The sequence below is a fragment of the Hyalangium sp. genome (assembly GCF_035629615.1).
Classification (GTDB): Bacteria; Myxococcota; Myxococcia; order Myxococcales; family Myxococcaceae; genus Hyalangium.
Genome location: NZ_DASPHO010000551.1, coordinates 1 through 13,264 on the forward strand (window position 1 = coordinate 1; position 13,264 = coordinate 13,264).

8 protein-coding genes are annotated in these 13,264 nt (G+C 69.1%); 2 read left to right on the forward strand and 6 right to left on the reverse strand.

Annotation, left to right across the window (positions count from 1 at the left end; translation table 11 throughout):
* Nucleotides 1–388: 388 nt before the first annotated feature.
* Nucleotides 389–946: a hypothetical protein gene (locus tag VD972_RS28000; RefSeq protein ID WP_324991811.1), complete on the forward strand. Its 558-nt coding sequence runs from the start codon at nucleotides 389–391 to the stop codon at nucleotides 944–946.
* Between the two features lie 110 nt (nucleotides 947–1,056).
* Here the strand turns inward: VD972_RS28000 and VD972_RS28005 are convergent, their stop codons facing one another.
* Nucleotides 1,057–3,333, reverse strand: coding sequence for a M4 family metallopeptidase (locus VD972_RS28005; protein ID WP_324991812.1), 2,277 nt, complete (start codon nucleotides 3,331–3,333; stop codon nucleotides 1,057–1,059).
* A 307-nt stretch (nucleotides 3,334–3,640) separates the two neighbouring features.
* Here VD972_RS28005 and VD972_RS28010 point away from each other — a divergent pair, with 307 nt between their 5' ends.
* Complete coding sequence (locus tag VD972_RS28010; RefSeq protein WP_324991813.1) at nucleotides 3,641–4,825, forward strand: DUF1615 family protein; 1,185 nt, start codon at nucleotides 3,641–3,643, stop codon at nucleotides 4,823–4,825.
* 4 nt (nucleotides 4,826–4,829) lie between these two features.
* On the opposite strand, the gene VD972_RS28015 is transcribed toward VD972_RS28010, so the two are convergent.
* From VD972_RS28015 to VD972_RS28035, 5 genes are all read right to left on the reverse strand, one after another.
* Nucleotides 4,830–6,293: a pitrilysin family protein gene (locus tag VD972_RS28015; RefSeq protein ID WP_324991814.1), complete on the reverse strand. Its 1,464-nt coding sequence runs from the start codon at nucleotides 6,291–6,293 to the stop codon at nucleotides 4,830–4,832.
* Entirely contained in the window at nucleotides 6,290–7,645 is a 1,356-nt protein-coding gene (locus tag VD972_RS28020) for a pitrilysin family protein (protein WP_324991815.1), read from the reverse strand. Before VD972_RS28020 ends, VD972_RS28015 begins: the two co-directional genes overlap by 4 nt.
* Before the next feature lie 108 nt (nucleotides 7,646–7,753).
* Entirely contained in the window at nucleotides 7,754–11,689 is a 3,936-nt protein-coding gene (locus VD972_RS28025; protein WP_324991816.1) for a DEAD/DEAH box helicase, read from the reverse strand.
* Nucleotides 11,686–12,801, reverse strand: a complete 1,116-nt coding sequence (locus VD972_RS28030; protein WP_324991817.1) for a hypothetical protein — start codon at nucleotides 12,799–12,801, stop codon at nucleotides 11,686–11,688. The genes VD972_RS28025 and VD972_RS28030 overlap by 4 nt, the downstream gene beginning before the upstream one ends.
* A partial coding sequence (locus tag VD972_RS28035) for a hypothetical protein (RefSeq protein ID WP_324991818.1) occupies nucleotides 12,798–13,264 on the reverse strand: 467 nt, incomplete at its 5' end. The genes VD972_RS28035 and VD972_RS28030, both read right to left, overlap by 4 nt.

Below are 13,264 nucleotides of genomic sequence, written 5' to 3' on the forward strand. Positions count from 1 at the left end.
ACTTCTCCACGGCGGGTGGGAAACTCCTTCCCCACGAATGGTGGGAAACTCTTTCCACGGGATCCCCAGCGTCGCCAGGCGCCTCCCCCCTGGCGCGGCCCACAGGCCTGACACCGCGGCCCGGCAATGTCTCCTGATGAAAGGACGACGCGCTCTCTTCCAGGATCCGCTCCTGGGCGCGGTGCTTGCAATTGGGAGCAGCAAGGAACCTGTTTTCCCACATGGGGGGAGGCCGCGGATGGGGCGTCGTTGGGCGTGGATGGGAATGGTGGGGGTTTGCGCGCTGCTCTCAGGGTGCAGGGAGCGCGAGAGCCCGGAGCAGGCAGCGCCCGTCTCCGCGAGGGCACCCGCTCCCGTGCGGCCAGGCGCGAACGCCTCGCAAGAGCGAGTGAGCACGGCCCCTGTCACGGGCACTGCGGCTCAGCAGCCCATGGCTTCGGCCCAGAGTCCTGTGGCCGCCCATGCCCAGGCTGGCACGAGCACCCGGGCGAATGCGCCCGCCTCGACCCCTGCGCCTCAGCCGGCGCCAGCGACACCGCAGCGGGCTGGCACGACGGTCACCGAGTCCGGCGCGACGCAAGAGGTGACCGAGGGCCGGGTGATGATCGGCTCCGAGGCGGTCCAGGCGCGTGAGGACGAGGCCTGGCACGAGGGTGCGGCCAAGGCGGCGCGCGCGGCCCGTCAAAATGACTCGGTGCCCCTCGATCGCGTGGTCATTGCCACCGGTACCGTGGATGGCCGGGTCACCCGCGTGGACCCAGGCACGCTTCACCTGCGGGACACCGAGGGCAATGTGTACCAGCTCCGCATCGACAAGCGCAGCCGCGGAGTGCGCAGAGGGGAGAGAGTGCCGCTGCGACAGCTCGAGGAGGGCACCTCCGTGCGCGCCTCCTTCGATCTCGTCGGCGGCGACAGCATCGCACGCGACATCGAGGTCCGCCGCTGAGCAGCCTCGGCGCGCCCCTCATGGAGAAGCGCGGGTGAAGAACTCCGAAAACGACAACGCCCGGGGGCGCGGAGCCCCCAGGCGTGTCGCTTCAGCTCAAGCGTGCGCGATTACGGGTGGGTGCCCTTCATCGTCACGTTGGTATAGGCGCTGTAGCCGCGCGAGCACGCATGCCAGACACCCGCACTCGGGTTGGCGATGGTGCACGTCTCGGTGCTGCCGCTCAGGTACGGGCGGCAGTTGTAGGAGGTCGTCGTCGGCACTGCGTTGAAGCGGACGTACAGATCCGCGTCACCCGTGGTGCCCGACTTGCCCACCTGGTTGAAGACCACCTGCGTCTTGCCAGCCGGCACGTTGAGCGTCCAGCACCGCATGCTGGATGCCGCACCCGAGTACGCCGCCGTCTCCACACCGTTGGTCAGCGTGGTGCCACCGCTGCCGCCGGCGTAGGTGCCCTTCAGGCTGGCGCCTGAGAACGCGGAGTAGGCATTCACCTTCACGTACCAGGTGCCCGCCGCCGGGTTGGTGAAGTTGCACGTCTCGTTGTTGCCGCTGGTGTACGGGCGGCAGTCGTACGTGGTGGTGGTCGGCGCGGCGCCGAACTTCACGTACATGTCGCCGTCACCCGTGCCGCCGCTGAGGGCGAACGACAGGCTGGTCTGGCCCGTAGGCACCGCCAGCGTGTAGGTGCAGGACCACGCGCCCGTGGCCGCCTGGACGCCGGTGACCGTCACGCCGTTGCTCAGCACGACGGTGGTGGTGCAGCCCGTCGGAGGAGGCGTCGAGCCGCCCACGCCCACAGCCTCCCACGCCGCCGTCACTGAGGCGATCTCCGCCGTGGTGTAGCCGAGCTGCGTGGCGGCCTGCTCCGTGCCCGTCTTCGCCTGCGCGAAGGTGGTGGACGCCGTGAAGATGTCGGTGTTGGCCTTGTAGAAGATGCGCGCGGCCTTCTCGACGCCGATGCCCGTCACGTTGATGGTGGTCCGGCCACGCGGGTGCGTGCCGCCCTGCGACAGCAGGTAGAATGCCAGGTTGGCGATACCGGAGCTGTAGTGCACATCCGTGCCCGAGGTGTAGTCGGCGAAGTGCTCGTTCGAGGAGCCGTCCCTCTTCGGGTCGTTCAGGTAGCGGAGCGCGTCACCCGCGGTGCCCGGGGTCCACACGTCCTCGCCCACCTTCCACACGTCCGCGTCCGTGGCCCAGCCGCGCTCCCAGCTCTCGCAGACGGCGCCGAAGATGTCGGACATGGCCTCGTTGAGACCGCCGGACTGGCCCGAGTAGGTGAGGTCGGACTCGTACTCCGTCACCGCGTGGGTCAGCTCGTGCGTGGTGACGTCCGCGTCCTTGCCCAGCTCGATGGAGTTCACGCCATCGCCATCGCCGTACACCATCTGCGAGCTGTTCCAGTACGCGTTCACGTACTTGTTGCCGTAGTGCACGGTGCTCTTCAGCTGCGCGCCCGCGTTGTTGAAAGAGTCGCGGTTGAACAGCGTCTTGTAGCAGTTGTAGGTGGCCCCCAGGCGGTCGTAGTTCATGTCGACGTGGGAGTCACCGATCGCAGCCTGGCCCTCGGAGCGCTTGAGCGTGCCGGGCAGCGAGGTGCCGCCGTTGGCGCTGTACACCGCGCGGTTGAGCACCGTGTAGACGCGCGGAGCGCGCAGCGCGATCGAGCCGTTGATGGCGTTCACGTACACCAGGTCCTCCACCGGGAGGCCGTCCGCCATCATGCCCATGACCCGCACCTCGTGCGACAGCACGAGCTGGCCGTTGGCGGTGCGCGCGTACACCATGCGCTCGGCCTTGGCCTCCTTGTTCAGCGCCTGCGTCCCGTTGCGGGCCGCCACGGCAGCGGCCTCGGGGGCGATCTGCGCCCGGGGAAGAGCCAGGTTCATGCCCTGCGCGTCACGGGCGTCGCCGTTGGCGGCGTAGACGTTGCCCGCCTTGTCCACGTGGAGGATGAGCTCACCGCCGCCGACGACGGGCAGCCCCGCCTTCGTCTGGCTGAAGCGCAGGTGCTGGTGGCCGGCCTGGTCCACCGACGCGCGCTTGAACACCAGGTCCTCCGCGCGCAGGCGGAAGATCGGAGCGATGCTGCTCAGCGCGGTCTGCACGGTCGACTTCGCGTCGGCCGCCGCCAGCCCCATCGCAGAGCCCGAGGCCTGACCCAGGTTGCCCCGGATGAAGGAGGGAATGCTGTCCTCGTGCGTCCCTACAACCGTAGCTCCATTGATGGCGCTCAGCGCCTGCTGGATGTCCGAGCCGTCCTTCTCACCGGCCAGGGTCATCACGTCATCGGCGCCCACCGGCTGCTCATCAGTGGTGCCACACGCGGTCAAGGCGAGACCCAGCCATGCCGCACAGAACGTCCTCAGGATTTTATTGCTCAAACGCACTACCTCCTCGGGGGAAAGGCAGGTGTTTCGTGACATGCGGGTAAACATCAGAGCAACTTCTTTTTTTCGGAAGTAAGTTCTAACAATTTGAGCGGCAATTAAAACAATGACGTATTAATCGGCTCTCACTGCGTATACGGGTTAAGGCTTTTGGGAATTCTCCAGCACTCCCAGACCGTTAAGCGGCGGGGATGGACTCCGGGGTGGTTACGACCCGCCACAGAGCTCGCGCGAAAAAGAGTGTTTCAGGACTCACTCGGACGGACAGCACGGGATGAAGTTTCTATCTCCACTGGAGGGAGTGCTTCTTGCAGCAAGCCTCCTCTTGGTGCTCACGAGCTGCGGTACGCGGGGTCTCCGGGGCTCGGAGGGCTCCGCGCCGCTGCCTCCCCGGCTCTCCCTGGTGGAGGTGGCGCGGCTGATTCCGCCGCACGTGAAGGAGCGGGAGGGCTGGGGGCAGGAGGTGCTGTCGGCGCTGGAGGCGCGGCAGGTGCACCCCTCGGCGGAGCCCGTGTGCGAGGTGCTCGCCGTCATCGAGCAGGAGTCCGGGTTCCAGGCCAACCCCGTGGTGAAGGAGCTGCCGCGCATCGTGCGCAAGCGGCTGGAGGCCTACGCCGGGAAGCTGGGAGTGGTGGGGCGCAAGGCGCTGGAGGCGCTGCTGCACCACCGGGCCCCCGGCCAGTCCCAGTCCTTCGAGGCCCGCCTCAAGGCCGTGCGGACGGAGCGGGATCTGGACCGGCTCTTCCGTGAGCTGCTGCAGGCCTACGAGCAGCAGTACCCAGCGGTGTACACGGCGGCGGATCTGGCCAGCGAGCTGTTCAGCTTGCAGAGCCTGGAGGAGCTCAATCCGATCACCACCGCCGGCTCCATGCAGGTGAGCGTGCGCTACGCGCGGGAGCAGAACGACGAGGATCGTCCGGAGGCGGAGGTGCGCGAGGAGCTGTACACGCGAGCCGGAGGCGTGCGCTACGGCACGGCGCGGCTGCTCGGGTACGAGGCCGCCTATGCCCAGCCGATCTACCGCTTCGCGGACTACAACGTGGGCCTCTACTCCTCGCGTAACGCGGCGCTCCAGGCGCAGGTGAGCGAGCTGACCCGGCTCCCCCTGGCGCTGGATGGAGATCTGCTCCTCTATGACGCCGAGGGCGAGCCCCGGAACGAGGACAGCCGCACCCTGACGGCGCTGCTGGCCTTCCGGGCCCGCCATGCGCCGGAGGTGAGTGAGCGCCAGGTGCGCAGAGACGTGCGGAAGGAGAAGCAGCGGGACTTCGAGGAGACGGAGACCTGGCACGCCGTGAAGAAGGCCTACGAGCGGGTAGCGGGGAAGCGCCCGGAGTACGCCCAGCTGCCCGCCGTCACCCTCCGCAGCCCGAAGCTGAGCCGGGAGCTCACCACCGCCTGGTTCGCGCGCTCGGTGGATCAGCGCTTCCAGCGGTGCATGGCCCGCCACGGCGCACAGGCGAAGGAGCGGGCCGCTCGCAAATGAAGCGTCAGCGCTTGGGTGCGGGCGCAGGCGAGAAGCTCTTGTCGGAGAGCTTCATCTCCGTCACGGGGCCATAGCGGCGCGCGACGTCGCGGATGGCGGATGCCTTGCCTATGAGGACGAGGGTCAGGTGCTCCGGGGCCGGCATCACGCGCTGCGTCACCTGGCGGATGCGCTCTCGGCTGGCACCCATCACGTCGCTGGCAAAGCCGTCCACGTCCTTGGCATCGAGCCCATAGAAGGCCAGCTCTGACAGCTTCATGGCGATCTGCGCGCTTGTCTCCAGCGAGTTCGGGAACTGGCCCAGGACGAAGGCCTTGGTGGAGGCGAGCGCCGCGTCATCCATGCCCTCGCGCCGGTAGCGGGTGAGCACCTCCAGCGCCAGGTCAAGGGCCCGGCCGGTGGACTCCGTCTTCGTATACGAGGAGATCGACACCACCCCCGGCTGTGTCTCGCGCAGCACTGTCGAGTTGGCGCCGTAGCTCAAGCCTGTCTTGACGCGCAGCTCCGTGTTGAGCAGCGAGGTGAAGCGGCCCCCGAGCAGCGTGTTGGCCAGCGTCACGTCGACCCGGTCCGGGTCGTTGCGCGCGATGCCCGTGTTGCCGAACCAGAAGTACGTCTGGGTGGCATCCGGCTTGTCCACCAGCAGCACGCGCCGGCCGTTCGCGACGGAGGTGGGCGGCGCCACAGGGGCGGGAGCCTCTGCACGGGTCCAACCTCCGAGCGCGGCCTCCAGCCGGCTGGCGAGCTGCTTCACGTCGAAGTCCCCTACCACCGAGAGGATGAGACGGTCCCCGCCCAGCTGGGCCTTGGCATATGACTGCACGTCCTCACGCGTCAGGGTGGAGAGCGAGGTCTCGCTGCCAATCACCGGCCTGCCATAGGGGTGGCCCGCGAAGTGGAAGGCGAGGAAGTAGAGGCCCATGAGGCCCCGCGGATCTCCATCCTTCGCGGCGGCGAGCTCGGACACCCTCCGGTCCCGCATCTTGTCGAACTCACCGGGCTCGAAGCGCGGCCGCATCAGCACATCCGAGAGCAGCTCCACCATGAGCGCGGTGTCCCGCGCCAGGAACTGCCCGTCCACCAGCAGCGCCTCGCGCATCGCGGTCACGTTGAGCTCGGCCCCGGCGCCGTCCACGGCCTCGGCAAACTGCCGGGCATCCCGCTTCCCCGCGCCCTTGAGCAACAGCTCCCCGGTGAGCCACGCCAGGCCCTCCTTGCCCTGAGGTGCGCCCAGCGCTCCACCGCGCAGCCATGCGCTGAAGGAGACGAGCGGGACATCCCGCTTCTCCGCCAGGATGAGCCGAGCTCCATTCTTCAGCTCGATTACCGTCGCCTTGGGGAGCTGCACACCCCGTGGAGTCCCAGGCTTCGCCGGCTCTGCGGGCCTCGTACCCTGCGCTCCCGCCACGGTCGTTGCCAGCAGCACCGCCAGCGCCAGCTTGCCGACTCTGCCCGCCTTGCCGCTCATCGTCCCGCCTCCTTGCCAGCCGGAGCCAGTGCTTCCTCCATGGGTGACAGTACTCCGACGGTGCGGCGGGCAGGCTCGAGGATGCGCCCCGCCACCTTACGGAGCTGCTCACGCGTCACCTGCTCGTAGCGCGCCGGCGCCTCGAACAGCTTGCGCCAGTCGCCGTGGAAGACCTCATAGGTCCCGAGCAGCTGCGCCCGGCGGCTGTTGGTCTCCAGCCCGCGCCAGAAGTTCGCCACGGTGAGGTTCTTCGCCTTGCGCAACTCCGCGTCCGTGACGCCCTGGGCGCGAACCTTCTCCAGCTCCTCGCCGAGCACCTTCTCCGCGCGCTCCACGTCCCCGCCCGGCGGCAGGTCCACCATGAACCACACCAGGGACGGATCGAAGGTGGTGTTGAAGACGCTGCTCGCTCGGATGGCCACCCGCTCCTCCTCCACCAGCCGCCGGTGGAGCCGCGAGGAGTCTCCGTCCGCCAGGATGTTCAACAGCAGCTCCAGCGCTGGCAGGTCCGGATCCTTGGCGTCCACTCCGTGGTAGGCCACCTGGAGCAGTGGGGCCTGCGCCATCCGACGCACCCGCACGCGCTTCTCTCCCTGCTGCTCAGGCTCCTTCGTGCGCACCGGCTCGGGCGACGGCTGCGAGCGCAGGGGCCCCAGGTGCTTCTCCGCCAGCGCGAAGACCTCCGCGGGCGTCACCGCGCCCACCACCACCAGTGTGGCGTTGTTGGGCGCGTAGTACGTCTGGAAGAAGCGCTGCAGATCCTCCATGCGCCAGGACTCGATGTCCGAGGGCCAGCCGATGACGGGTACCTGGTACGGGTGCGCGACGAAGGCTGTCGCCTGCACCTGCTCCATCAGCGCCCCCATGTTGTCGTTGTCCACAGACGAGCGTCGCTCGGAGTAGACGACCCCCCGCTCACTCTCGATGATCTTCGGATCGAAGGAGAGGTGCGCCAGCCGGTCCCCCTCCAGATCGAAGATCGTCTCCAGCGCCGAGCTCGGGAACCAGTCCATATAGATGGTGGCGTCCTCGGAGGTGGTGGCGTTGTTGCTGCCGCCCGCGGCCTCCATCACGGCGTCGAACTGGCCCGGGCCGTACTTCTTCGCGCCGTTGAACATCATGTGCTCGAAGAAGTGGGACAGGCCGGTGATGCCAGGGCGCTCGTTGCGGCTGCCGACGCGGAAGAAGTTGAAGAGGGCCACGTTGGGGATGTCCTGGTCCGGCCAGACGATGACCTTCAGCCCGTTCTTCAGCGTCCGGGCCTCGATGCCCGCACCCGGCCGGCCCTGCGCCCCTGCGACCGAGCCTGCCAGGAGCGCCAGACCTACGATGAGCCACTGCTGACGGTGCATCTACCCCTCCCTTGGCTGACAAGCGTGCCCAAACCTGCAAGCAGCCTGCATATTCCCAGGAGTCGCACTCGATGGCTTGTCCTCTTGCGTCGGGTGTGGGGAGGGCAGCTATGGCTGGGGACCGGGCTCTCCCTCCTGGCCGGAGCTGAAGCGCAGCAGGGCCAGGAGCTGCTCGGGGGAGAGCGCGGAGGCGCCATCGGCTTCGGAGAGCAGGCTCGAGGCCAGCTCCCGCTTCTCGGCGTGGAGCGCGAGGATGGCTTCCTCAATCGTCCCCTGTGACACGAGCCGGGACACGGTGACGGGCCGGGTCTGCCCGATGCGGTGCGCACGATCGGTGGCTTGATCTTCCACGGCCGGGTTCCACCACGGATCCAGGTGGATGACGTGGTCGGCCGCGGTGAGGTTCAACCCGGTCCCTCCCGCCTTCAGCGAGATCAGGAAGACTTCTCCCTCACCGCGCTGGAAAGCCTCCACTCGCGCCTGGCGCTCAGCGGGCGGCGTCTGCCCATCCAGGTACTGCACGGAGAAGCCTCGCCCCTCCAGCGCCTCCCGCGCCAGCTCGAGGAGCTGGACGAACTGGCTGAAGACGAGCGCCCGGCCACCTTCGGCGTGCAGCTCCTCCACCCGCTCCACCAGCCGCTCCAGCTTCGAGGACGGCAACGTCGAGTCGGGTTCTCCCAGTCGCGGATGGCACGCCAGCTGCCGCAGCCGGGTGAGGGCCGCCAACAGCTCGAAGCGCTGCCCTTCGTCGGCCTGGGTGCCCACACGCGCGAGCGCGGAGAGCCGCAGCTGCTCATACAGCCGGCGCTCCCCCTCCGAGAGCACGACGGGGACGACCGTCTCGATGCGAGGAGGCAGCTCGCGCGCCACCTCGGCCTTGGTGCGGCGCAGGAGGAAGGGGCGCAGCACCCGGGAGAGCGCGGCACGAGCAGCGGGATCCCGCTCGCGCTCGATGGGCTCGGCGAAGCGCTTGCGGAAGGACTCGCGGCTGCCCAGCAGCCCAGGGAAGACGATGCGGAAAAGGCTCCACAGCTCCGAGAGTCGGTTCTCCACAGGCGTGCCCGTGAGCGCCACCCGCGCCTCGGCCTGGAGCCCGCGGAGCGCCTTCGCGCGCGCCGTGTCCGGGTTCTTCGCTGTCTGGGCCTCGTCCACGACGAGGGTGCCGAAGGCGACCCGGCCGAGGCGCTCTGCGTCGCGGACCAGGAGCCCGTAGCTGATCAGCAGCACCTCTCCCGCCTTCAGCTCCTGGAGGAGGCGCTCCCGGTCCGCCTCGCGGTAGGACTTCACTCGCAGGGAGGGGGCGAAGCGCGCGGCCTCGAGCGCCCAGTTGAAGCAGACAGAGGTAGGGGCCACCACGAGCGCGGGCCCGGCCTTCGCGCGGTGCAGCAGCAGCGCGAGGGTCTGCAGCGTCTTGCCCAGCCCCATGTCATCGGCCAGGCATGCTCCTCCCCCCCACTCCGCGAGCCGTGCCATCCATTGAAAGCCCTCTCGCTGGTAGTCGCGCAGCTCGGCCTTCAGCCCCTCGGGTAGAGGAATGTCGCGCATCCGCGCCTTGCGGATACGGGTGGCGAGGCGGCGCCAGTCGAGCGGGGCGTGCACCTCCACGCCTGCCTCGGCCAGCGCATCCAACACCGGCGCCGCGGCCTTGCTCACCTCCAACCCTTCACGGGTGGGGTGTGCCAGATCCGCCAAGGGCGTGAGCCGCTCTCGCAGCGCCTCGGTGAGCTTCAGCCAGCGCTCCTGGCTCAAGCGCACGAAGCGGCGGCGGTGGCGCATGGCCTCCAGCAACGCGGCCAGCTCCACTCGCTCACCGTCTACCTCCATGCCGCCTTCGACGCCGAACCAGTCCCGCCTGCTGCGCACGTCCACCCTCAGGCCCCGCGCGTCCGGCGCGTAGGAGAGCTTCCAGGGCTGCTGCTGCTCCCACTCGACGCGTAGGCCCGGGCCCGTCATGGGCTCGAGCCGCTCGAGGAAGTCGAGGGCAGCATCCGGCTCCTCCAGGAGGAAGTGCGCCGAGCTGTCCGTTGCCAGTACCCCCAGCCGTTTGCGGAGCGCCAGGGCCTCGGCGCGCTCGGCCTCCAGATCGCGGTGTGCCACCACCCGCTCTCCGTCGCGCAGGCCCCGTACCTGAGGCGGGCCCTCGCCCGGGCGCTGAGGCGGAGCTTCTGGCAAGGGACGGACGAGGAGCTCTCCCTCCAGCGCCTCCGCTCCCGTGGGCCGCAGGCGCAGCAGGAATCCTGGCTCTGGAGAAACGGGACGGGCCTCCATCGACTCGGGGAGGGAGACGGACCAGGCGGACTCCAACCCTGTGAGGTTGTGCAGCAACGCCGGGCGCACCCGCTCCGGCAGCCACGTCCCATATTCCCTCAGCGTGGTGAGCACCTCGCGCGCTCCCGGGGGGACATTGATCACGGTCAGGCGCGGCAGCTCAGGCTCGAAGAAGAGCCATGGCAGCGGCACCTCGGTCCCAGCAGGGGGCGGCTGGAGCTTGCCGGGAGGAACGGGGACGCCCTCGAGGGAGGGGTGGACCATCAAGCCAGCGGCCCTCTCGGAGAAGGCGAGACCGAGCGGCGCTTCCCTCACCCGTAGGGGCGTGTCCAGCCGGGACGCGGCAAAGAGCCGGGAGCCATGCGCCAGCAGCTTCAGGGCCCGCAGCAGCAGGAAGTACCCATCGCTGGAGTAGGAAGGGAGCCGGGTGGTGAGCTCACACAGCTCGAACGCCTCCAGCTCACGCGGATCCGAGAGCAAGGCACGGGCCTCTTCCCTGTCCCTCCAGCTCACGGGCATTCCCTTGGAGAAGCCGCCCTTCTTCAGCGGCTTGTGCAGGTAGAGGCGCAGGCGGGGATGCCGCTCGTCGAGGCCCTCGAGCCGGAAGCTGAGGCGCGCGCCCCCCGCGGGTTGCGGCGGCGGGTGCGCCAGGGAGGAGGCCTTCTCGAGGACCGCGAGCAGCTCTTTGGCTGGCTGCTCGAAGAGCAGCTCCGCGAGCCGCGCATTGAACGGGGCCCACGCGGGCTCCCCAAGCATGTCGAGCAGCGTATCGAGGGCAGACAGGGCATGGACGCAGCGGGCCTCTCCTCCCGGCGTGCACCAGCAGGACAGTCCTCCCCGCTCATCCAGCAGCGCGTGAGGCTCCACCGACACGCGCACCCGGAGCATGCCGGGCCGCGGGCCCTGCGCCGTGAGGTGGGAGCTGGGACTTCCCGGCTCTTCCACGAAGAGCAGCAGTGGGCGCTCTCGCACCGTGACGTCGGGCTTGCCCGGCAGGAGGCGAGGAACGGACTGCTCGCGCACCCGCGCCCGGGCTCTCTCGAGCGCCTCTCTCCAGGGGATCAGCCGCGCATCGGTTGGAGGCGGCCGAGGCCCGGTGGCACGCTCCTGCTCGAGCTCGAGTCCCCGCCGGACACGTTCCACCTCGGCACCCAGCCACGCCCACACGGCCTCCCGCAGGAGGTGCTGTGTGGTGGCCCCATGGACGTGGCGGCGCAGATCGAGCGTCCCGTCCAGCGGGGCGGTGACTGGCAGGTGCGCCAGTCCATAGAGGCCGGGAGTGTCGTGGAAGCCCCGCCCCAGGAAGGGCTCCACCACCGCCAGGGGGATGCGACCGGCATGGGAGAGGTGGTGTGACGCCAGCCACTCCCGAAGGTGCTCGGGGCTCTGAGGCCGCTCGACCCGAGGCGGCGGCCGGGCCCGCTCCGAGACAGAGCCCCCTGCCTGGAGGAAGGCCAGCCCAAGCGCGACGGCGTGCTTGCAGAAGCCCTGACTCCAGAAGGTCTGGCACTCGCACTCCGCACAGAAGCCGTCCGCGTCGGTCGAGATGGCGACCCGGTAAGGCTGGCCGTGCCGGTTGAGGACCTGGCCCAGCAGGAGGTCGGGCAGCGCCTCGAAGGAGGGGACGCGGTCCTGGTCCAGACAGGCCTGGCCCTGCCTGTACATCTGCGGGCCTGCCGTCTCATACAGGGCATCGTGGGTGAGCCACCGCCGCAGCGGCTCCAGCGCCACCCGCGCGGCACTTCGAGTGGAGGACTTGGACGGAACGAGGTTCAAGGTGCGCTCAAGCCTTCCCTGTCCATGCGAGAGATCAGCCCGGCTCTTCGAGCGTTGCGCTCGCGGAGCTGGCTCAGCCTGCGGGAGAACTGGGCCTCCGTGCCTCTCCGCCGTGCGACCTCTCGGAGGCCCACGAGGAGCTGGACACCAGCCGCGTGATCCTTGGGACGCCGGGTGGCGAAGAGCTCGTCCACCTGCTTCCAAGCGGTAGGCTCGCGGGCCGCGAGCGCCTCCAGTTCCTTCTCGCGGGTCGCGACCTGGCGCTCCTTTTCCTGCCGCTCCCGTGCCTGCTGGAGCGCCACCGCGGCCCGGAGCAGCTCCCCCACCGTCCTCCGAGAGGCGGGGGCCTTCGCCGTCTCGCGCGCCCGTCCTTCCTGGAAGCGATGGAGCAGCTCCGGTGCCGGGGCAGCTCCGGCCGTGTCGACCAGCCGCAGCAGGAGTGCGTCTTTCTCGGGAGCGGGCAATCCGTGAATCCACGCCTCCAGCTCCGCGCGTGGCGCCGGCTCCTCCAAGGCCGCACTGGCCTGGGCAGCCACCTCGAGCAGCTCCGGAGGAATGAGCAGGAAGTCAGCAAGCGCGGTGAGCGCGGCGGAGAGAGCACCCAACCCCGCGGGGACAGGCGGCTCCTCTTCATCCGCTCCCACCCTCCCGAACGCAACTCCCGCCAGCCAGCCGAGGTAGAGGGCGCGCAGATCTCCTGAGAGGAGCTCCTGACGCAGAGGCAGCAGGGACGCGAGCCACCCTTCTCCTTGGACGAGCTCGTCCGACCAGGCCTCGTCGAGCTCGAAAGTGAGGATGACCTTGTCTCCCGTCGTCTGCAGGGCAGGGAGCTCCCCCTCCAGGAACGGGCTGGCACGCTCTGCGTCGAAGAGCCGCATGGGCAGACGGAGCATGAGGCGGCGGACGCCCCAGTTCGTCACATAGAGGTGGGCGTCGAAGTACCGCTCCACCATCTCGTCCGGGGAGCCCTTGAAGTTGCCCCAGTGGTAGACGTTGGAGAAGTGATAGGCGGAGATCTCCGCCCGAGTGGAGAGCGCTCGAAGCTCGGCCTGCTCCTTGTCCGTGAGGGGCCGGTCCACGGCTCGGAACTCGTAGTACTGGTACTCGCTCACGGCGCACCTCCAAGCTCGTCCGAGGCGGGGACCGGGCCGGTGGGGTGGAAGAACTCCTCGAGCACGAAGTGGTGGTAGTTCGTGCTGTCGATCCGCGTCGCGAAGGTCCTCGCCGAGCGGTAGAGCCGGTCCGCCACGGCCTCGAACTCGGCGCGGCTTACGTCACGCAGGGAGAGGTAGAGGCGCGCGGCGGCACGCAGATAGGAGAACAGGGGGTTGGCGTCCGTGCTGTCAGGGCGCCGCCGCAGGTGCCGGTAGAGGCGCTCAAACTCCCTGTCGCGCTGGGGACGACCCGTGGCGTTACAGAACTCAGCGGCTGTGGCCTCGAGCAGGATGAAGAAGGGCTCGTACTCTGGCAGGGGAGCGCGGGAGAAGTCGGGGGCCACCGCCGAGCCCGTCCAGAGCTGGGAGATGGGCGCGAGGGGGAGCCATACCACCCGGTGATCGTCGTCCATCACGGGCA